16 protein-coding genes are annotated in these 20,612 nt (G+C 56.0%); 7 read left to right on the plus strand and 9 right to left on the minus strand.

The annotated features are described in order from the left end of the window. Positions 1-179: 179 nt before the first annotated feature. The 3 genes from ACEPPP_RS01405 to ACEPPP_RS01415 all read right to left on the minus strand — a co-directional run bounded on the left by ACEPPP_RS01405 (position 180) and on the right by ACEPPP_RS01415 (position 1,976). Positions 180-542, minus strand: a complete 363-nt coding sequence (locus ACEPPP_RS01405; protein WP_374089278.1) for a hypothetical protein — start codon at positions 540-542, stop codon at positions 180-182. A 187-nt stretch (positions 543-729) separates the two neighbouring features. Then, a complete protein-coding gene (locus ACEPPP_RS01410) occupies positions 730-1,032 on the minus strand; it encodes a chaperone modulator CbpM (RefSeq protein ID WP_374089279.1) in 303 nt (100 codons plus the stop codon). Beyond that, positions 1,029-1,976: a DnaJ C-terminal domain-containing protein gene (locus ACEPPP_RS01415; protein ID WP_374089280.1), complete on the minus strand. Its 948-nt coding sequence runs from the start codon at positions 1,974-1,976 to the stop codon at positions 1,029-1,031. Before ACEPPP_RS01415 ends, ACEPPP_RS01410 begins: the two co-directional genes overlap by 4 nt. A 191-nt stretch (positions 1,977-2,167) precedes the next feature. Here ACEPPP_RS01415 and ACEPPP_RS01420 point away from each other — a divergent pair, with 191 nt between their 5' ends. From ACEPPP_RS01420 to ACEPPP_RS01430, 3 genes are read left to right on the plus strand one after another with little or no spacing between them, the layout of a single operon-like run. Further along, the gene (locus ACEPPP_RS01420) at positions 2,168-4,597 is read left to right on the plus strand and encodes a Lon protease family protein (RefSeq protein WP_374089281.1); all 2,430 of its coding nucleotides are present in this window, start codon (positions 2,168-2,170) and stop codon (positions 4,595-4,597) included. Between the two features lie 6 nt (positions 4,598-4,603). Beyond that, entirely contained in the window at positions 4,604-7,123 is a 2,520-nt protein-coding gene (gene glgP, locus ACEPPP_RS01425; protein WP_374089282.1) for an alpha-glucan family phosphorylase, read from the plus strand. Beyond that, on the plus strand, positions 7,111-7,980 hold the full coding sequence (locus ACEPPP_RS01430) for a class I SAM-dependent methyltransferase (protein WP_374089283.1): 870 nt from the start codon (positions 7,111-7,113) through the stop codon (positions 7,978-7,980). The genes glgP and ACEPPP_RS01430 overlap by 13 nt, the downstream gene beginning before the upstream one ends. A gap of 451 nt (positions 7,981-8,431) precedes the next feature. On the opposite strand, the gene ACEPPP_RS01435 is transcribed toward ACEPPP_RS01430, so the two are convergent. From ACEPPP_RS01435 to ACEPPP_RS01450, 4 genes are read right to left on the minus strand one after another with little or no spacing between them, the layout of a single operon-like run. Next, entirely contained in the window at positions 8,432-9,199 is a 768-nt protein-coding gene (locus ACEPPP_RS01435) for a hypothetical protein (RefSeq protein WP_374089284.1), read from the minus strand. A gap of 12 nt (positions 9,200-9,211) precedes the next feature. Next, the gene (gene lpdA / locus ACEPPP_RS01440; protein ID WP_374089285.1) at positions 9,212-10,657 is read right to left on the minus strand and encodes a dihydrolipoyl dehydrogenase; all 1,446 of its coding nucleotides are present in this window, start codon (positions 10,655-10,657) and stop codon (positions 9,212-9,214) included. Between the two features lies 1 nt (position 10,658). Then, positions 10,659-11,888, minus strand: a complete 1,230-nt coding sequence (odhB, locus tag ACEPPP_RS01445; protein WP_374089286.1) for a 2-oxoglutarate dehydrogenase complex dihydrolipoyllysine-residue succinyltransferase — start codon at positions 11,886-11,888, stop codon at positions 10,659-10,661. A gap of 1 nt (position 11,889) precedes the next feature. Beyond that, complete coding sequence (locus ACEPPP_RS01450) at positions 11,890-14,721, minus strand: 2-oxoglutarate dehydrogenase E1 component (protein ID WP_374089287.1); 2,832 nt, start codon at positions 14,719-14,721, stop codon at positions 11,890-11,892. Positions 14,722-15,019: 298 nt separating this feature from the next. Between ACEPPP_RS01450 and ACEPPP_RS01455 the strand changes: the two genes are divergently transcribed. Together ACEPPP_RS01455 and ACEPPP_RS01460 are read left to right on the plus strand one after the other, a co-directional pair. Next, on the plus strand, positions 15,020-15,580 hold the full coding sequence (locus ACEPPP_RS01455; RefSeq protein ID WP_374089288.1) for a DUF2914 domain-containing protein: 561 nt from the start codon (positions 15,020-15,022) through the stop codon (positions 15,578-15,580). 613 nt (positions 15,581-16,193) lie between these two features. Continuing rightward, a complete protein-coding gene (locus ACEPPP_RS01460; RefSeq protein WP_374089289.1) occupies positions 16,194-16,508 on the plus strand; it encodes an H-NS family nucleoid-associated regulatory protein in 315 nt (104 codons plus the stop codon). 53 nt (positions 16,509-16,561) lie between these two features. Here the strand turns inward: ACEPPP_RS01460 and cysZ are convergent, their stop codons facing one another. Next, positions 16,562-17,290: a sulfate transporter CysZ gene (gene cysZ / locus ACEPPP_RS01465; RefSeq protein ID WP_374089290.1), complete on the minus strand. Its 729-nt coding sequence runs from the start codon at positions 17,288-17,290 to the stop codon at positions 16,562-16,564. Positions 17,291-17,319: 29 nt separating this feature from the next. Further along, positions 17,320-18,360 carry an S-methyl-5-thioribose-1-phosphate isomerase gene (gene mtnA, locus ACEPPP_RS01470; protein WP_374089291.1) on the minus strand — a complete coding sequence of 347 codons (1,041 nt, stop codon included), beginning with the start codon at positions 18,358-18,360 and terminating at the stop codon, positions 17,320-17,322. A gap of 59 nt (positions 18,361-18,419) precedes the next feature. On the opposite strand from mtnA, the gene ACEPPP_RS01475 reads away from it, so the two are divergent. Together ACEPPP_RS01475 and ubiG are read left to right on the plus strand one after the other, a co-directional pair. Further along, entirely contained in the window at positions 18,420-19,730 is a 1,311-nt protein-coding gene (locus tag ACEPPP_RS01475; RefSeq protein ID WP_374089292.1) for a TRZ/ATZ family hydrolase, read from the plus strand. Positions 19,731-19,899: 169 nt separating this feature from the next. Beyond that, positions 19,900-20,607 carry a bifunctional 2-polyprenyl-6-hydroxyphenol methylase/3-demethylubiquinol 3-O-methyltransferase UbiG gene (gene ubiG, locus ACEPPP_RS01480; RefSeq protein WP_374089293.1) on the plus strand — a complete coding sequence of 236 codons (708 nt, stop codon included), beginning with the start codon at positions 19,900-19,902 and terminating at the stop codon, positions 20,605-20,607. Positions 20,608-20,612: the final 5 nt, after the last annotated feature.

The raw sequence follows: 20,612 nt of genomic DNA on the forward strand, positions 1-20,612 counted from the left end.
GCCGCCGCCCACAACCTACATGACTGAGAACTTGCGCCTAAGTCATATATCAGCCGTGAAATGTTGAGCAACAATAAAGCCGTTGCCCAACATGGTTTTGGTTCAATTAGGGTCGCAAGGCGGGTTTACAGCTTCGGCATTAGTTGTCAACCTTAACCGATCTTCTAATCCGGATGATTCTACTGTTCCGATTTTAGTGATTTATACAACTCTAACGCCTTGTTCATCTCATCTGTAGCGCCTTTCAGGTCGCCGTCTTTTACTTTGATTTGTGCTTCAATGAGGCTTTCAGTGGCCTTTTTGACGATGTCCGGATCTCCCGTTACTTTCTCGGATTCCGCGCGCGCCGCTTTTAAATGTTCGCTGGGCGGCACGAAATCGTTATGCATGATTTCGACTTTAGCCTTTTCAATATGCATAATGGCTTGATTTGGGCTGTGAACTGAACTTTTGGCGGCTTCTTCCGCATTAGCAATACCGCTGATTGCGCCTAAAGAGAAAGCCAGTGATAAAATTAACGCGGTGTTTTTGATAATACTCATAAATAAATCCTCTGCTGTAATTTCCGGGCGCTGTCGTTAATATATTATTAAAAACAACTGCATTTATTAAACACATTAACTAATTAGTCTTTCAGAAAATTACCCTACATAAACCAAACACGCAATACGTATAAATACCTATAAACTTATTTCTAAACATATCAGATCAAACTTAGACTTTTACTCGTCATCGTCCCTGCATTTGCCGCAACGCATCCATTTCCTCAAGCAAATCCAGCACCAGCGCGATGCCCGGAAGATTCACGCCCAGATCCTGCTGCAAGCGCATCGCAATCTGCAGACGTTTCAGCGCTTTGGTGTCGAAACGCCAGCTATGTACCGAAGCCCCATCGGGCTCCAGGATGCCTTCCTCGACCATTTCGATCACCTGCTCCTGGCTGGTTTTGGCATACTCGCAAAGCTCCAGCAGCGAAAACTGGATCGTTTCATCCAGAACCACTCCTGTAATCACCCACAATTCTTTTTTCATCCGTCTATCCCCATGTCTAAGCGCGGATTCATCGGCATCAGCTCAGCCATTTTTTGATACAAGGCTTTTGCCTCCGCGCTGGCGGCGGGCGGCGTGACGATTTTCAAGGTGACGAACTGATCGCCCGGCGTCGCGGCTGGCAGGCCGCGCCCTTTTAAGCGCAACTGCGATCCCGACTGCGAACCGGGCGGGATTTTGACTTCGACCTTCCCTCCCAGCGTCGGCACCGGCACCGTCGCGCCCAGGGCCGCCTCCCAGGGCGTTACCGGCAGTTCGATAGCAATATCCTTGCCCTTGGCATGAAACAACCGGTGTTTGTTGAACTCGACCTCGAGGTACAAATCGCCGCTCTGCCCGCCCTGCATCCCCGGCATGCCCTGGCCGCTCAGGCGGATGCGCTGGCCGGCCTGAATCCCGCGCGGAATTTTGATGTTCAACGTTTTCTGGTTCGATACGATGCGCCCCTGCCCATCGATCTCCGGCATATTCAGCGCAATCATCCTCACGCCGCCGTGATACGCGTCTTCCAGATCGATCAGGATGCGCGCGTGCTGGTCTTCGCCCCGGCCCTGAAAGCCGCGATGAAACACGCCCTCTTGTGAGGCAAAACCGCCGAACAAGGTTTCGAAAAAGTCGCTGAAACCGGTAGCTCGACCGCCGCTAAACCCCTTGCCGAAATCGAATTCGCGCTGCCAGTCGGGCGGCGGCGTAAAGGGTTGGCCTTCCCGCCAGTTCTGGCCGATCCTGTCATAGGCCGCGCGTTTTTTCGGGTCTTTCAACACCTCATAAGCCTCGCCGACTTCCTTGAATTTGGCTTCCGCATCCCTCTCCTTGCTCACGTCGGGATGGTATTTGCGGGCCAGCTTGCGGTATGCTCTTTTGATCTCCTCCGGTGTCGCCTTGCGTTCGACGCCCATGATCTTGTAGTAATCTTTATATTCCATCGGATCGGCACTGGGTGAAAAATTCGAATTCTTTATGATAATCCTAAACCGGCAAAACTATATTGAAAACTTATTGTCTTTATCCGCAGGATAACACGCGTTAATCATCGGTCTCGGGTAAAATAAACACAGCACCAAAACGCCGTATTCAGTGAATTTAATCATAATGCCCCATTGACTGAGTCATACTAATGAAAATAACACCTCTCGATCCTTCCCAACTCTACAAGCCTTGTGATATTTCTGATTTGACCTTCGCCTCGACCGATGAACTGGAAGATATTGACCTCGCGGTCGGCCAGGAACGCGCGATAGAATCGCTGAAGATCGGCATCCGGATCGCCAAGAAGGGTTATAACGTATTTGCGATGGCCCCCTCCGGCACCGGTAAACTGACCTCGGTATTGCAACTGGCCGAACACGAAGCCAGCCGGCAACCGATTCCGGCCGATTGGTGTTATGTGAATAATTTCAACCAGCCGGCCAAACCGAGAGCAATCAAGCTCGCTCCCGGACAAGGCCGAATCTTCCAGGCAGACATGGACAAGTTGGTCGACGAACTCAGCATCGCGATACCGGCCGCATTCGACGGCGATGAATACCGCTCACGGGTCGGCGAACTGGAAAGCAAGTCCCGCCAACATGAAATCGACCAGCTCAGTCAATTACGCGACCAGGCCGCCGAGGCGCACATCATCCTGACCGAAACGCCGACCGGTTATGCCTTCGTGCCTTCCGACGACAAGGAGCAGCCGATCAGCCCTGAAGAATTCAATAAATTCGACAAGGACAAGCAGCACCAGATTCAAGACACGATTTTCGAGTTTCAGGATCGCCTGCAGAACCTCTTGAAAAAGTTTCCGCACTGGCGCAAGGAAACCAAGCGCAAACTGCAGGCGCTGAACCGCGAGGTCGCCGAACTCGCGGTCAATCATTCGATCGACGATCTGCTCGCAAAATACGCCAAGCAGGACGCAATCATGTCGTATCTGAAGGATATTAAAAAGGACATCATCGATCATATCCGCGATTTCGTGCCGCATTCCGAGAAAGTGATCTCGTTCATGGAGTTTCCGCAGGAACAGAATCCGTTCAAACGCTATCAGGTCAATCTGATGGTCGATCTGAGTCATAAGAAGTCCGCACCGGTCATTTTTGAACAAAATCCGAATTACAGCAATTTGGTCGGGCGGATCGATCATCAGGCCTTCATGGGCTCCCTGGTGACCGACTTTACGATGATCAAGCCCGGTGCCTTGCACAAAGCCAACGGCGGATATCTGATCCTCGACACGCAAAAACTGCTGTTCCAGCCCTATGCCTGGGAAAGCCTGAAAAGAACCCTGCAAATGGGCGAAATCCGGATCGAATCGCTCGAACGCGCGCTGAGCCTGATCAGTACCTCGGCGCTCGAACCCGAGCCGATTCCGCTCGACGTCAAAGTGATCCTGATCGGCGAACCGCTGTTTTATTATTTATTGAGCGCCTACGATCCCGAGTTTCATGACCTTTTCAAGATCGCGGCCGATTTCGACGATACGGTCTCCCGGGAAACCAAGACGCCCGACTATGCGCGCCTGTTGGCGACGCTCGCGCGCCGCGAAAAACTCAGGCCGCTCAGCCGCCATGCGGTCGCCCGGATCATCGAGCACAGCTCACGCATGACCGGCGATACGGAGAAACTGCTGACCCATTTGCGCAGCATCACGGACCTTTTGACCGAATCCGATTACTGGGCCAGCAGTAACGGCCATACCGAGATCACCAACAGTGACGTGCAGCAGGCGATCGACCACAAGACCAAGCGCCTCGACAAGATACGCGAAAAACTGTACGAAAACATCCTGCGCGGCATCCTGTTGGTCAACACCGAAGGCAGCGTCGTCGGCCAGATCAACGGCTTGTCGGTGCTGCAACTCGGCGATTTCATGTTCGGCCAGCCTTCCAGGATCACCGCGACGACGCGCCTCGGCAGCGGCAAGATCGTCGACATCATGCGCGAAACCGAACTCGGCGGCGCGCTGCATTCGAAAGGCGTGCTGATCCTGTCGAGTTTCATCGCCGCCAAATATGCCAGGAAAAGCCCGTTTTCGATGGCCGCCAGCCTGGTCTTCGAGCAAACCTACGGCGAAGTCGAAGGCGACAGCGCATCGCTGGCTGAACTCTGCGCGATTCTGTCCTCGCTGGCGCGGGTGCCGCTCAGGCAGGACCTCGCGATCACCGGTTCGGTCGATCAGCTCGGCCAGGTACAACCGATCGGCGGCGTCAATGAAAAAATCGAAGGCTTTTTCGACATTTGCGCCGCCAAGGGCCTGACCGGCACGCAAGGCGTGATCATCCCGGCCAGCAACCTAAAACACCTGATGCTGCGTTGGGATGTGGTGCATGCGGCCCAGACCAAACAGTTTTCGATTTATGCGGTAGCGACCGTCGATCAGGCGCTGGAAATTTTGACCGGCATCGAAGCCGGCGAAGCCGACGCTGGAGGCGGCTTTCCGCCCGCATCGTTCAATGCGAAGGTCGATGCGCAATTGCAGCAATTTACGACGATCAAAAAAGAGTTCAGCAAATCACAATCGTCGGATGACATCACAACAGGCGACCAATCCTCGGAGAAGTAAAGTATCATGAAAGCAAGCGGATTCTTTCGGCCCGACTTGGCCAAAAAACTTGACGGCCTGGCCGAACTGGCCGGCGATTGCAGTTACACCTGGGCGCACGGCGCCGATGAAATCTGGTCCGAACTGGATGATGAATTATGGAAGCTGACCCGCAACCCCTGGCTGGTATTGCAATCGGTGTCGCATGCGCACCTCGAAACACTCTCCGAGAACCCGGGTTTTTGCCAGAAACTGCGCACGATCGTGTCCGCGCACCGGCTCGCCTTGTCCGAAAATCGCTGGTTTCAGCACCATTACGAACAGCAAGCCGCGCTGAAGAAGATCGCTTACTTCAGCATGGAGTTCGGCCTCAGCGAGGCGTTGCCGATTTATTCCGGCGGCCTGGGGCTCCTGGCCGGAGATCACTTGAAAGCAGCCAGCGATTTAGGTTTGCCCTTGGTCGGTGTCGGCCTTCTGTATCAAAACGGCTATTTTCGCCAGGATTTCGATTCGGACGGCAATCAGATTGCGCTCTATCCGTCGAGTAATACCAGCGACCTGCCGGTCACGCCGGTGCGCGATGCGAACGGCGAATGGCTGCGCATCAAGCTGTTGACGCCCTATCAACTGTGGGTCAGGGTCTGGCAGGCGCAAATCGGCCGGATCGAGTTGTATTTGCTCGACACGAACGATCCGATCAATCATCCCGTCGATCGCTGCATCACAACAGAACTCTACGGCGGCGGCTCCAGCCACAGGCTGGCGCAGGAAATCCTGCTCGGCATCGGCGGCTGGCGTGTCCTGCAAGCTTTAGGCATCACACCCGACGTCTGCCATCTGAATGAAGGCCATGCGGCACTGGTCGTCCTGGAACGCGCCCGCGACCTGATGCGCGAGAAAGAACTCGATTTTGCGACCGCCTTGACGATTACCCGCGCCGGCAATCTGTTTACTACGCATACGCCGGTCGAGGCCGGCTTCGATCGCTTCAGTCCGGAACTGGTCAACAATCAACTGGGCCTGTATGCGAAAGAACTCGATATCAGCGTGGCGACGCTGTTGAGTCTCGGCCGGGCGCCCGGCAACACCGATCCTGCCGCGCCGTTCAACATGGCTTATCTGGCGATACGCGGCAGCGCGGCGGTCAACGGCGTCAGCCGCCTACATGCGGAAGTCAGCCGGGACATTTTCAGCCCGCTGTTTCCGAACTGGTCGCGCCATGACATCCCGATTACGAATGTGACCAACGGCGTGCACGTGCCGGCCTGGGATTCGAAGGATGCGGACGAATTATGGACCCACCTGTGCGGTAAGGGCCGCTGGTTCTGCGATCCCGAGATGCTCGGCCAGAATTTCAATCGGGTCGCAGACCAGGAACTCTGGCAGATGCGCGCGAAGAACCGGGCACGACTGGTCCATTTCGTGCGCGACGAATACAACCGCGAATTGAACATTCACAGCAATTTAACCGAGAAAGAACTCGAAAAACGCGTGCTGCGCGTGTTCGATCCGAATGTGATGACGATCGGCTTCGCGCGCCGCTTTGCGACCTACAAACGCCCTAACCTGCTGTTGACCGATCCCGACCGGCTGGCCCGCATCCTGTGCCATCCTGAGAGGCCCGTGCAACTGGTCATTTCCGGCAAGGCGCACCCTGCCGATCTGCCGGGTCAACAATTGATCAAGGCATGGCACCAATTCATGCGCCGCCCCGATATTCGAGAACGGGCGGTGTTTTTGAGTGATTACGACATGATCACTGCGGAATTTTTGGTGCAAGGCGTCGATTTATGGATCAATACGCCGAAACGTCCCTGGGAAGCCTGCGGCACCAGCGGCATGAAGATTCTGGTCAACGGCGGCCTGAATGTATCGGAACTGGACGGCTGGTGGGCCGAGGCCTATACCCCCGAAGTCGGTTGGTCGTTGAACGGCAATGAAGACGGGCACAGCGATCAGGAACAAGCGGAGATGCTTTACCGTCTGCTCGAGGAAGACATCGTGCCGGCCTTTTACGAGCGCAACGATAACGGCATTCCCGAACGCTGGACAAAGAAAATGCGCGCCAGCATGACCAAGCTGACGCCGTATTTTTCGGCCAACCGGATGGTGCGGGAATATACCGAACGTTTCTACCTGCCGCTGGCCACGCATTACCACGAACGGGCCGCGAAACAAGGCGAGCTTGGCAAAAAGCTGACACAATGGCAACAGCATCTGTATGATTTCTGGCCGAAAATCCATGTCGCGCAGGTGCAGGCCGAAGACCAGGGCGCACAGCAGCTATTCAAGCTGCATATTTATCTCGGTGATCTGACCGCCGATGATGTCGAGGTGCAATTGTTCTCGGAGCCGACCGTCGACATTCAGCAAGCCATCCATCCGATCCCGATCGATCACCCGATTCCTGGCGCGGTCAACGGATATGTGTACAGCCTCACGATTCCCGCCATCCGTCCACTTAAGGATTACACCCCCCGCATCATCCCCCGCCATCCAGGCTGTCAGGTGCCGATCGAGACTCAACATATATTATGGATCAAGTGAGTTTGGATAGGCGCAAAACCGTCAACCTGCCCTATTTCGACAATCTGCTGAAACTGCTGCATGAGGGCAATGCGGCGGTCGAACAAGGCTTCGGACGGCACGTACATTGGGGCTATTGGGAAAATCCGCACCAGGCCGATGCGACCGGAGCCGATTTTGCCGAGGCAGCGGAAAATCTTAGCAAGGAAATGTGCCTGGCGGGCCTAATGAAAAACGGCTTGCGCGTGCTGGACGCCGGCTGCGGCTTCGGCGGCACGATCGCTCACATCAACGAACATTACACCGAGATGCGGTTGACCGGTTTGAACCTGGACCCGCGCCAGTTGCAACGCGCCCGCACCCAGGTCGTCCCGTGCTCCAGCAACTTAATCGAATTCGTCGAGGGTGATGCCTGCAAGCTGCCGTTTACAGATCACAGCTTCGATGTGGTGCTCGCGGTCGAATGCATCTTTCATTTTCCGGGCCGCGAGGCGTTTTTTCGTGAAGCACGCCGTGTATTGAAGCCGGGCGGCACGTTGGCGCTCTCCGATTTCATTCCGGAGCCGATCATTGTGCCGTTCACCAAAATCAGGCTGCCGGAGCGGCTGAGCCGGGGATTTTACGGCAGGTGCAATGTGCAATATACGCGCGAGGACTATCGCCGTCTGGCCGATGACTCCGGCTTCAAAATTCTGGTCGAACGGGATATTACCGTCAATACCCTGCCCACTTACGCGTATATCCGGAAATTGGCGTGGCAGGCCTCATTTTTTAACGGATTCGCGATGATCGAGACTTCGGCACTGGAACTGCTCAGCCGGCTCCGGCTGATTACCTATCAGATTTATGCGTTTCAAAAAGCCGGCCACTCTTTATAACGGTATCTAATGCCCTACCAAATTATCTTTTTTTCTTCCTGAGCTGTTTCTTACCCCAAAGAACCCAAGGGTTGCTCCGACCTGATACTTTTTCGTTTGTGGAGACCAATGCTGAAACTGCCCCACTTGTAGTCATCCATGTACACCTCATAGAAATGATCGCCATACAGGATTATACCAACAAGAGCTTCTATTATCAGATATTAGTTATAAGTTTTGACAGATAATTCCTCTTACCGCACGCAGTCTCATGTCTAAAAATAGCTATGGACCGCCAGATTGATGACCCTTATGGCGGATTTTCAAAAAACCCAAGCGGCTTTGATTATCTATCTGAAACAGCAGCCCGATACAATGAGAAATTACCAAGAATCTATTATCATATAATATAAAATATGTATAAATAACAGTTCCCTCGCTGACCGAGGCCATCGAAAATGCGCTAGACCGCTCAACGCCTGATTCTAAAAGGGGCAATCGGCAGCATAATCAAAAAGCCGATGCCCGAGCCGAGCGCCAGCCATTTTGCGAGCGTAAAAAGCCGGCGCAATTTGCGGTTGGCCTTGTTGACGATCATGAATTCGTTCACGTAAATCGTCTCACAGGCGCCGTTACCGGTGTCTTCCCGGATGGTGCTGGTGCTGCGGTGGAAGCCATTGCCGGGATTGGCGTATTCGGCGAGCAGGCCGGAGAGGTGGATGTGGTCGCCGGGTTCGGCCTGCATCAGCGCGGCTTTCACCTGCTCCTGGTCGGCGAGCAAGTGATTGTTCGACAACGCGTCCATTTTAAACAGGTTGCCGGTTTCGCTGTCGGGCCAGGAAGCCCAGCAGGTCCAGGTATCGTTATGAAACTGAATCCTATGATAAACGCCCGACTGCACATTTTCGCCCCAGATCACGCATAAGTCGCGCAGGTTCAAAAAGTCCTGCCAGCTGCCGTGATGCCAGATGTCGTTCAGTTGATCCGCATCATGCAGGCTGACCACGACGCCGTCGAGTTGATAGGAAAATTTGGGCGTAATCGTGTAGTACTGGCCGTTCACTTCGGCCGTAAAGGGAGAGACGGCAGTCGGCTCCTGCAAGGGTGCCTGCAAGTCGTCGACGGCGTAATAGGAAGGCTCTGGCAACCTGTCCTTGTAACCGTACAGTAAAGCCAGCGCCAAGGCGCTGAACCAGAATAGCCGTCTAAAAAGTGTCTCGAGAACGGATGACCATACCATCGGAGTCCTGCGTCACTTGCCCATCGGCAAATGCAGCGCCATTTTTCTTAACGCCAACGCGCCTTCGTAGAGCGCTTCGGATAACGTCGGGTGCGCATGGATCGTTCTCGCCAGGTCTTCGCTGCTGGCCGAGAACTCCATCGCCAGCACCGCCTCGGCGATCAGTTCGGAAGCTCCCGCGCCGATCATGTGCACGCCAAGAATCCTGTCGGTTTCGGCATGCGCGATGATCTTGACCAGACCTTCGCTGCGCCCGATGGCCAGCGCTCTCGACGAGGCGCTGAACGGAAACACGCCGATCTTCAACGGTTCGCCGAGCCCCCGCAATGTCTGCTCGGTCTGCCCGACCCAGGCAATCTCGGGTTCGGTATAAACCACGCTCGGCAAGAGATCGTAGTTGATCATCGACTGCAGACCCGCAATTTGCTCGGCCACGAAAACGCCCTCCTCGATGCCTTTGTGCGCGAGCATCGGGCCGAGCAGCGTCAGATCGCCGATCGCATAGACGCCGGGTAGGTTGGTGCGGCAATTTTCATCGACATGCACATAACCCGAATCGTCGAGCAAGAGGTCGGCCTCGGGCGCCGCCAGCCCCTCGGAGCTGGGCTTGCGGCCGATCGCGACGATCAGGCGATCAACGCTAAGTGCATGGGAGCCTTCATGATCCTGATATTTGATCATGACCTCTTGATTGCCCTTCTTGGCCGAAATCACGCGCGCGCCGAGACGCATTTCCATGCCCTGCCCGGTGAAAATGGCGTAGGCTTCGCGCGAGATTTGCTGATCCGGCAGGTTCAAGAAACTTTCCTGCGCTTCAAGCAATATCACCTCGGAACCCAGCCGGTTCCATATGCTGGCGATTTCGAGCCCCTTGATGCCGGCGCCGATGATCGCCAGGCGTTTCGGCACCGAATCGAGGTTCAACGCGTCGCTGGTATCGATAATGTACTCGTGGTCGATCGGCGCGAAAGGCAATTCCAAAGGCGCCGAACCGGTCGCCAGAATAATGTGATCGGCGATCAGACAGGACGGCGCGCCGCCGTCCACCGGGACGACTTCGACATGGCCGGCCTGCAGCAATCTGGCCCGGGCATGAATATGATCGATCTTGTGATGGCTGAACAAGCCGGCGATGTGGCTGTTAATTTCCGCAACGATCCGATCCTTGCGACGGATCATCTGCCCGACATCGAGCGCGATATTTTCGGCGCGGATGCCGTGCTGCGCCAAATCGACGGTCAGCGCATGATATAACTTTGCCGACTCGAGCAGCGCCATCGACGCGACGCAGCCGGCATTCAGATAAGCCCCGCCCAGACTCGGCCGGCCGAATTTGTCGCTCAAACTATCGATGCAGGCCGTTTTCAATCCCAGCTGGCCGCAGCGCACCGCGCTGACGTAGCCGGCCGGACCCGCCCCGATGATGATTACATCGTATTTCGCTAGTAATTTCGGCATATTAAATGTTCAGTAGTAAGTGGGCCGGCGACTCCAGACACTCCTTGATCGTGACTAAAAACTGCACCGCTTCCCTGCCGTCCACCAGACGGTGATCGTAAGACAGCGCCAGATACATGATCGGCCTAATCACGATTTGGCCGTTCTCGACGACCGGACGCTCCTTGATCGCATGCATGCCGAGAATCGCGCATTGCGGTGGATTCAGAATCGGCGTCGACAGCATCGAGCCGAATATGCCGCCGTTGGTGATCGTAAAGGTCCCCCCTTGCAGGTCCTCATAGGTCAAGGTGCCCGAACGCGCCTTCTCGCCGAAATCGGCGATGGTTTTTTCGATGCCGGCAAAATCGAGTTGATCGGCGTCGCGCAGCACCGGCACGATCAAGCCGCGCGGCGTCGAGACCGCGATGCCGATGTCGTAGTAACCGTGATAGATGATGTCATTGCCGTCGATCGAGGCATTGATTGCCGGAAATTTCTTCAGTGCCTCGATCGACGCCTTCACGAAGAACGACATGAAGCCGAGTTTGGCATTGTGTTTTTGTTCGAAGCGGGTCTTGTACTGGTTGCGCAGATCGATCACGCTCTGCATGTTCACTTCGTTGAACGTAGTCAACATCGCCGCGTTTTGCTGCGCCTGCAACAGACGTTCGGCGACTTTCGCGCGCAGCCGGGTCATCGGCACCCGCTGTTCGGGGCGCAGATTCGAAACGCCGACGCTGCGCTCGGCCGCTTTCGGTTGCGGCGGCTCCGGCGCAACGGGAGCCTTCTGTTCGGTCGGCTCGGTTTCCTGAACGCTTTGTTTTTTCAGATGGTCGAGCACGTCCGATTTGGTGATGCGGCCGCTCTTGCCGGTGCCGGCAATCTCCTGAGGGTTCAGCGTCGTTTCATGCAAGAGGCGCCTGACCGATGGGCTCAATGGCATCTCCGCCTCATGCTGCGCTTCCGCAGGCTTTGCGGACGTTTCGGCGGGTGCGGCAGCGGCAGTGCTTCCGGCCGCTTCGATCACTGCCAACACGTCGCCGGCGGTCACCACCGAACCGTCTTCCTTCAGGATACTGGCCAATACGCCGGACTCTGGAGCCGGGACTTCGAGCACGACCTTGTCGGTTTCCAGATCGACCAGATTTTCATTTCTGGCGACCGTGTCGCCAGGCTTCTTGTGCCAATTGATCAAGGTGGCGTCGGCGACCGATTCCGGTAAATTGGGGACTAAGACTTCAATGCTCATATTAATTTCCTGCTGGGTTACCGTACAAAGCCGAATCGACGACGGCTTTTTGTTGCTTGATATGAACGTAAAAACTTCCGACCGCCGGCGCCGCGGACGCCTCGCGCCCGCTGTAGCTGACGCGGATATGCGGCGCCAGGTTGTCGTGGAAGTGATGGTTCGATTGATACCAGACGCCCTGGTTTTTCGGCTCCTCCTGGCACCAGACAAACTCCTTCAGGTTCGGATACTTGGCCAGCTCCGCCTTGAACTGGTCATTCGGAAACGGGTAAAGCTGTTCGATACGGGCGATCGCGACATGTTGCAGACCGGCCTCGCGGCGCGCTTCGAGCAGGTCGTAATACACCTTGCCCGCACAGAGCACGAAGCGGGTCACCTTATTCGGATCGATGTCGTCCACTTCGCCGATGATGGTCTGGAAATGGCCGCCGGTCAGATCTTCCAGCGTCGACACCGCGAGCTTGTGCCGGAGCAGGCTTTTAGGGCTCATCACGATCAACGGTTTCCGGTAAGGCCGGACCATCTGACGGCGCAGCAGATGAAAGATTTGCGCGGGGGTCGTCGGCGTGCAGACCTGCATGTTGTGCTCGGCGCACAGTTGCAGATAACGCTCCAGCCGCGCGGACGAATGTTCGGGGCCTTGGCCTTCAAAGCCGTGCGGCAGCAGCAGCACCAGGCCGCACAAACGGCCCCACTTGGTTTCGCCGGAACTGATGAATTGATCGATCAGGACCTGGGCTCCGTTCGCGAAATCGCCGAATTGTGCCTCCCATATCGTCAGCGTATTGGGCATCGTAGTGCTGTAGCCGTATTCAAAGCCTAACACGCCGGCTTCGGACAACAGTGAATCGTAAATATCGGCGCGCCCCTGATCCTTGTCGAGATGGCGCAGCGGAATATATTCTTCCCGCTTCTGCTGGTTATGCAGCACCGCATGCCGGTGCACGAAGGTGCCCCGGCCGACGTCCTGTCCGGTCAGCCGCACATGATATTTTTCCATCAGCAGCGTCGCATAAGCCATATTTTCCGCGAACCCCCAGTCCAGCGGCAACGCGCCGGCGGCCATCTTGCGGCGGTTATCCATTACCTTGGCGACGCGCGCATGCAGTTCGAATCCGGCCGGCAGGCGCAGCATCCGGTCATTGCAATAACGCAAGCGGTCGAGCGAGACGGCCGTATCGCCCGGCACCTCCCAATCCCGGCCATGAAAATGATTCCATTGATGGGTATAGGAATATTTCGGATTTTGCGACAATGGCCGTGACACCACCAAGCCTTCGTCCAGCATGCGCTGATAGTCGGTGACCATCGCCGCCGCTTGTTCGGCAGTCAAAACGCCTTCGGCAATCAATTTCTCGGCGTACAAGGTTCTCGTGCTTTTGAGGCCGCGGATCTTTTTGTACATCATCGGCTGCGTCGCCGCCGGCTCGTCCGCCTCGTTATGGCCCAGGCGCCGGTAGCAGATCAGATCGATCACCACATCCTTCTTGAAGGTCATCCGGTAATCGAGCGCCAGCTTGCTGACGAAGACCACCGCTTCGGGGTCGTCGCCATTCACATGAAATACCGGCGCCTGAATCATGCTGGCAATGTCGGTGCAATACAGCGTCGAACGGGAGTCTTTCGGATTGCTGGTCGTAAAGCCTATCTGATTGTTGATCACGATATGGATCGTACCCCCGGTTTCGAACGCGCGCGTCTGCGACATGTTCAGCGTTTCCATCACGATGCCCTGCCCCGAAAACGCCGCATCGCCGTGGATCAAGACCGGAATGACCGATTCCTTGCCGTCGATGCCGGCGCGGTCCTGACGCGCCCTAACCGATCCCTCGACGACCGGATTGATGATCTCCAGGTGCGACGGATTGAAGGCCAGCGTCAAATGCACAGGCCCTGTCGGCGTGTCGATGTCGGACGAAAAACCCATGTGATATTTGACGTCGCCTGAACTGACGCCCGGCGTGGATGCCCAGTTGCCGGCGAATTCGTCGAACAACTGCGCGGGGCTCTTGCCGAGAATATTGACCAGCACGTTCAAGCGGCCGCGATGCGCCATGCCGATCACGATTTCGTTGACGCCCCGGGTGCTGCAGCCCATGATCAACTCGTCGAGCACCGGGATCAGCGACTCGCCGCCTTCGAGCGAAAAGCGTTTCTGGCCCACGAATTTGTTATGCAGATAGACTTCGATGCCTTCGGCCGCGGTCAAAAGTTTCAACACCCAGCGCTGTTTTTCAGGATCCAGAGTCAGATTGCCCTTCGCATTTTCCATCCGGCTGATCAGCCAGCGCCGCGTCGGCGTATCGGCGATATGCATATATTCGGAGCCGATACTGCCGCAATAAATCTCTTTCAAATTCGCGATGATCTCGCGCAGCGGCAGGCGATCGACGCCGTGCAAAATGCCGGTGTCGAACCAGGTGTCCATATCCGGCTCGGAAAGACCGTAAAAGCCCGGGTCCAGGTCGGGCGGCTGCGGCTGCGGCATCATCGCGCCGAGCGGATTGTTATTCGCGATTTGATGGCCGCGCACCCGGTAATGATTGATCAGCCGCGCCACGGCCGCCTGCTTCTTGACGCTTTCCTCGGTGAAGCCCTGCAATTGCGCGAGCCGGCCCTGCGATTTCAACGCCAGTTCGGCAAAACGCTCGACGATCGGGCTGTGCGGCGTTTCATAACCGCCGCCGTTCTGCAGCGCACGAAAACGCTGTCGCCAATCGGGATCGACCGATTCCGGGTCTTTCAAATATCGTTCGTATAAATCTTCGATGAACCAGGCGTTGCTTCCGTACAGCGAGGAAGTTTCCCGGAATTTTTCAAGCAGCGAGGCCATGACGGTGTCCTGATGGGAAGAGCGTAAATGTCTGTCGGTCCAGATAACTATTCGCGCGAGAGAGCGTAATGGTATATTACCAGCATGCGCGGTCTTTGCTAACTAAAAAAGCAAGCGCAGGACCCGGAAAACAGTTTAGCTCAAAGCCCGATCGATAAAACGTATGACAGACTCGAAAAACATCGTAATCAAAGTCAAATACACGCCCACCAATACCGGAGCGGAATCTCCGGCATCTCAGCCGCGAATGATAACAGAATGGAATATCAAAAGAATAGTTAGCGCGTTAGCCGTTCTGATGCTATTGCTGGCAGCGCTGTTCTTTGTTTTGCGCGGTACATCACGTGATACCGACAACGCGCGGAATGCAGCGGCTTCAGGCCAAATCGAAGCGCCCGTGCAGGCCGCTCCCGCCGGCGCAGCCAAACTGGAGGAGACGCCCGTCGCGGCTTCGACTCCCGATGCGGCCAGCACCACAATCGAGGCCAAGCAATCGCCGCCGGAGCCCGCCAAAGCGAGTCAGGGCGGCAGAGTCCGCCGAGCGGTGCTTGCCTACCGCATCATCGACAAAGAGCCAGCCGATCTGATCGGCGCCACCGTCAGCGTCAGCCGTGCACAGCCGGTTCTGGTGCATTATTTTATCGAAGTCAGGGGCAAGACGGATCAGACCCTGTTTCACGAATGGCGCAAGGACGGTCAGCTGGTTCTGCGCCATCCGATGGCAATCTCAGCGTCAAGATGGCGCACCTCCAGCCAACGGCAGTTAGGCCCGGAAGACGTGGGGCTTTGGTCGGTACGCACGGTCGATGATCAAGGCGGCCTGATGAATGAAATGCAATTCACCGTATCCGCGCAATAAACCTATTCCCCCGCATTGACAATCAAGCGCATTTTTCTTTTGGAGCGGCTATCGAGTGCTGTCCATTGACGCGTTGCAGTATTACCGGTGGCTTTGTAAAAACCTGATCGTGGTCGTGACTATATCGACTTTGAATCCTTCCCGCTTAATCGATATCCTTATATAGCCTTATTCAAATCCAATATCTCAGCATAGCCACTGGACGCTCGATGAAATTCCGGCTGCCTAGCCGTATTTGATTTCACCCTCCATCGCATTGGTCTGCGTGTTGGCTCTCTCTGCTGGCTTAGACACTTTCTTTAAATGTGGCATCCATGTAGTCGCCCAGATTTCTTAGCATAACAACATTAATACCAGCTTAAATAATTAAGCGATGCACTCCATACAGAAATTTCGTTTGTCGAATAATAACCCTCCACGCTCTACTCGCCTAGCATTAATATTGAACAAAGTAACACCAAAAAGAGTCATTGGTATCGAGAACGGTCAAGTTTTCTAAATAAATACTGATGACCGGCGTTATTGACACCCTTAAAATACCTAATAGGGTATTTAAAATCTGTTATTAACTATGTTATAATTCACCGCTCGTTAATTTCAAGCCCATAAAAATATGACTGATTATCAGAATCTTTCTTTGAACGAATTACAAACCGTTATCGACAATGCCGAGAAGGCATTAAAAAATAAACTTGTGAATCATCGCAAGGAAGTTATTGCCCAGATTAAAGAACTGGCAGCTTCGATCGATGTTTCGGTAGAAATTACCGAAATCGATAAGAAATCGCCTCGCAGAGGCGTTAAAGTGCCGGTCAAATATCGCCATCCGAATGATCCCGATAAAATCTGGACCGGCCGCGGCATGATGCCGAAATGGCTGCGCACCCTGATCGACCAGGGTCACGACAGCTCCGAGTTTAAAGTTTAAACGGCTTCGTTTAATCTTGATCCATTGAGGCGGCCTCGGGCCGCCTCAATGCTTCACCGCGCGTTATCAGTCTCGATTTCACGCACATAGATCGTCGCAGCAATGACGGCCGCCGGTGCCACGATGATATTAATCAGCGGCAAAGCCAATCCCGCTGCCGCCAGCCCGCCAAAACTCAAAGCCCCCCACCGGACGCCGCCGATCAACTTGCGTTGCTCGGAAAACAGGATACCGGCATTCTCAAGCGGATAAGCCAAATATTCCAAAGCCATGCCCCAGGCGCCGAATAGTGCCCATAATACCGGCGCGAGCACATTAATGCCCGGAATGATCGACAATATCACTAGCGGTATGGCGCGGCTTCCCAAATAGGCCGCCCGATTCAATTCGGCCTTAATTACCTTTGGCCAGGGAGCCTCGGTAATCGTTGCCGACTCTCCGCTGAGTAGCGCCAGCGCCGCCGCCGACAGCATGCCGTAAAAAGGTGCCGCGATTAAATTGGCCAGCACCGTAAAGGTAAAGAAACCGGCGATAAAGAAACTGATAAAAAACAGCGGCCATAATATCCAGCGCAGCCATTGCAGCCACCCCGGAATGAATTGGTCGATGATATCGGCAAGATACAGATAACCGAGCGCGAAGGCGACGCCATACACTAAAAAATTAATCAAAACCGGAATGAGGACAAATTTTCGCAATTTCGGATTACCCAGCAGGCCGATTCCTTGCACGAAAGCCTTGACCGCCAGTAACGGATTATTCCCCTTTTGAATGAATACCATCAGCAATACTCCCAGGATTTAAATGCGCATTAAGCTATTTTCAACCGTGCCATGCTTTCTGCGGACGGATTCAATACCACGCCGCTTTCGGTCACGATCGCGCTGATCAGGTCCGCCGGCGTCACGTCGAAAACCGGATTCCAGGCCTTGACCAGCGTCTCCTGCTCGCGGTAGCAGGCCGGCAACAACTCCGCCGGATCGCGTTCTTCAATTTCGATGCGGCTGCCGTCCGCGATCGTCCAGTCGATCGTCGAATTCGGCGCGACCACCATGAACTTGACGCCGTGCTGCCTGGCCAACACCGCCAACGCATACGTGCCGATCTTGTTCGCCGCATCGCCGTTCGCCGCAATCCGGTCCGCGCCGACGATGACCCAATCGATCGCGCCGGAGCGCATCAGCCAGGCCGCCGCCGAATCGGCGATCAGGGTCGCAGGAATGCCGTCCTGCGACAATTCCCAGACGGTCAGGCGCGCGCCTTGCAGCCAGGGCCGCGTTTCGCCGGCAAAGACCTTGACTGGCTGGCGGGCGTACAGGCTGCGGATCACGCTCAGCGCGGTGCCGTAGCCGCCGGTCGCCAGGGCGCCGGCATTGCAGTGCGTCAAAACGCCCTTGACGCCGCCGATCAGATCCGCGCCGCGCTCACCCATCGCCCGGTTCGCGGCGATGTCGTCCGCATGGATAAGCTCGGCCTCGGCTGCAACCGCCGCCAACGGTTCGGCCGGAGAGGCATCGAGCACCGCTTTCATCCGGTTCAACGCCCAAAACAGATTGACCGCGGTCGGCCGCGATTTGGCCAGCATGTCGATGTCGGCATCGACCCTGGCCCGCCAATCCGGCGTCTTTTCGCCGGTATGTTTCATCACCGACAATACCACGCCATAGGCCGCGGCAATGCCGATCGCCGGCGCGCCGCGCACCCGCATCGAGGCGATCGCCTCGCTGACGCCTGCGGCCGAGTCAAAATCCTGATAAACGATCTGCTCAGGCACCTTTCTTTGATCCAGAACCTGCAATTTAGCGCCGGTCCATTTCAAGGCTTCGACAGATAATCTCATTTGTTTCGTCATTATTTGGTCAAATAGGTTGGTAAAAAGTTATAATTCCAGGCTCGATCCAAGGAACACTCATGCAAGTCGATACCCTGATCCACGCGCGCTGGATTATACCCGTTGAACCCGAATCCGTAACCTACGAACACCACAGCCTGGCGATCGACGGCGGCAGGATCGTCGACCTGTTGCCGACCGAACTGGCCAGGCAAAAATACACCGCGACGCATGTCGAAGAGCTCGCCGATCATGCGCTGCTGCCGGGCCTGATCAACTGCCATACGCACGCCGCGATGACGCTGCTCCGCGGCATCGCGGACGACCTGCATCTGATGGACTGGTTGCAGCATCATATCTGGCCGCTCGAACAGCGCTGGGTCAGCGAAGCCTTCGTCAGGGACGGAACGGAGCTTGCGATCGCCGAAATGATCCGCGGCGGCACGACCTGTTTTCAGGACATGTATTTCTTCCCGGAGGTCGCGGCGCAACAGGCGATCCTGCACGGCATCCGCGCCAGCATCGGCCTGATCGTGGTCGATTTTCCGACCGTCTGGGCCGAAAACGGCGACGCCTATATCGAAAAAGGCCTCGCCCTGCACGATCAATTGCGCCACGAACCGCTGATTACGACCGCGTTCGCGCCGCATGCGCCTTATACGGTTTCGGACGCACCGCTCAAGAAAATCCGCATGTTCGCGGACGAACTGGAATTGCCGGTGCACATGCATGTGCACGAAACCCGGCACGAAGTCGAACAGGAACAGGCCAAAACCGGCATGCGGCCGCTGCAGCGCCTGCATGAACTGGGCCTGATTACGCCGTCGCTGATGGCGGTGCACATGACGCAACTGACCGGCGAAGAAATGGACCTGCTCCGGGACGGCGGCGCGCATGTCGTGCATTGCCCCGAGTCGAACCTGAAACTGGCCAGCGGCTTCTGTCCGGTCGCGGAACTCCTCGCCCGCCGCGTCAACGTCGCGCTCGGCACCGACGGCGCGGCCAGCAACAACGATCTCGATCTATTCGGCGAAATGCGCACCGCCGCGCTGCTGGCGAAGGCGGTCGCGAACGATGCCAGCGCCCTGCCCGCGATGACGGCCTTGAAGATGGCGACGATCAACGGCGCCAAGGCGATCGGCATCGACCGGGAAACCGGCTCGCTCGAAATCGGCAAGGCGGCCGACGTGATCGCGGTCGATTTGAGCGAACTCGAAACCCAGCCCCTGTATTGCCCGGTTTCGCAGATCGTCTATGCGGCCAGCCGCCGTCAGGTCAGCGATGTCTGGGTCGCCGGCAAACGCCTGTTGAAACACCGCGAGCTGACCACGATCGATCTCGCCGCATTGACCGAAAAAATCGGCCAGTGGCGGCAGCGGCTAAGCGCTTGAATGCAAGAGCTATTGCCGAGGGTATCAAAATAAGGCTTTTTCCCTTATTCCCCCTCACCCCAACCCTCTCCCGGAGGGAGAGGGAGTTTAAATGCGCGCCCAACAAATTGATTTGCCCAAAATTATTAACCTAGTAAAATACTAAACTATAGCCATCATCCGACCGTTTATGACTGCTTCAAACAACGTGCATCAGCACGAAATCAACAAATTCGGCTCGAAAGCCGAGCGCTGGTGGGACCCGCAGGGCGAACTCAAAACCCTGCACGACATCAATCCGCTTAGGATTCAGTTCATCCAGCGCTTCGTCACCATTGCCGGCTCGCGCATCGTCGATGTCGGCTGCGGCGGCGGCATTCTGACCGAAGGCCTGGCCAAAGAAGGCGCGGAAGCGCTCGGCATCGACCTCAGCGAAGAATTGATCGACATCGCCGATCTGCACGGACTGGAGTCCGGCGTGCGCGCGCAGTACCGGAAGATCAGCGCAGAAGACCTGGCCGCGCAGCAGCCGGCCGGCTTCGACCATGTGACCTGCATGGAAATGCTCGAACACGTGCCCGATCCCGGTGCGATCATCAATGCCTGCGCGGCGCTGGTCAAACCGGGCGGCATGGTGTTTTTCTCGACCCTGAACCGCAAGCCGAAAGCCTATCTGCTGGCGATCTTCGCCGCCGAACACGTGCTGAACATGCTGCCGAAAGGCACGCACGACTACAACACCTTCATCAAGCCGTCCGAGCTGTGCCAGTCGGCACGCAACGCGGGCCTCGAACTGCAAGGCATGGTCGGCATCGAATACAATCCGTTCAGCAAGCGCTTCAGTCTCGGCAAGGACATCGACGTGAACTATATCGCCGCCTTCCGGCGTCCCGAGTAAGCGCC

This window comes from Methylomicrobium lacus, assembly GCF_041897535.1.
GTDB lineage: Bacteria > Pseudomonadota > Gammaproteobacteria > Methylococcales > Methylomonadaceae > Methylomicrobium > Methylomicrobium lacus_A.

Excerpts from the sequence above, each read along its gene's own strand:
- ACEPPP_RS01420 (WP_374089281.1), top strand. The coding sequence starts at position 2,168 with ATGAAAATAACACCTCTCGATCCTTCCCAACTCTACAAGCCTTGTGAT.
- ACEPPP_RS01415 (WP_374089280.1), bottom strand. The coding sequence starts at position 1,976 with ATGGAATATAAAGATTACTACAAGATCATGGGCGTCGAACGCAAGGCG.
- ACEPPP_RS01435 (WP_374089284.1), bottom strand. The coding sequence starts at position 9,199 with ATGGTATGGTCATCCGTTCTCGAGACACTTTTTAGACGGCTATTCTGG.
- ACEPPP_RS01430 (WP_374089283.1), top strand. The coding sequence starts at position 7,111 with ATGGATCAAGTGAGTTTGGATAGGCGCAAAACCGTCAACCTGCCCTAT.
- ACEPPP_RS01475 (WP_374089292.1), top strand. The coding sequence starts at position 18,420 with ATGCAAGTCGATACCCTGATCCACGCGCGCTGGATTATACCCGTTGAA.
- ACEPPP_RS01410 (WP_374089279.1), bottom strand. The coding sequence starts at position 1,032 with ATGAAAAAAGAATTGTGGGTGATTACAGGAGTGGTTCTGGATGAAACG.
- mtnA (WP_374089291.1), bottom strand. The coding sequence starts at position 18,360 with ATGACGAAACAAATGAGATTATCTGTCGAAGCCTTGAAATGGACCGGC.
- ACEPPP_RS01455 (WP_374089288.1), top strand. The coding sequence starts at position 15,020 with ATGCTATTGCTGGCAGCGCTGTTCTTTGTTTTGCGCGGTACATCACGT.
- ACEPPP_RS01405 (WP_374089278.1), bottom strand. The coding sequence starts at position 542 with ATGAGTATTATCAAAAACACCGCGTTAATTTTATCACTGGCTTTCTCT.
- glgP (WP_374089282.1), top strand. The coding sequence starts at position 4,604 with ATGAAAGCAAGCGGATTCTTTCGGCCCGACTTGGCCAAAAAACTTGAC.
- odhB (WP_374089286.1), bottom strand. The coding sequence starts at position 11,888 with ATGAGCATTGAAGTCTTAGTCCCCAATTTACCGGAATCGGTCGCCGAC.
- ACEPPP_RS01460 (WP_374089289.1), top strand. The coding sequence starts at position 16,194 with ATGACTGATTATCAGAATCTTTCTTTGAACGAATTACAAACCGTTATC.
- ubiG (WP_374089293.1), top strand. The coding sequence starts at position 19,900 with ATGACTGCTTCAAACAACGTGCATCAGCACGAAATCAACAAATTCGGC.
- lpdA (WP_374089285.1), bottom strand. The coding sequence starts at position 10,657 with ATGCCGAAATTACTAGCGAAATACGATGTAATCATCATCGGGGCGGGT.
- cysZ (WP_374089290.1), bottom strand. The coding sequence starts at position 17,290 with ATGGTATTCATTCAAAAGGGGAATAATCCGTTACTGGCGGTCAAGGCT.
- ACEPPP_RS01450 (WP_374089287.1), bottom strand. The coding sequence starts at position 14,721 with ATGGCCTCGCTGCTTGAAAAATTCCGGGAAACTTCCTCGCTGTACGGA.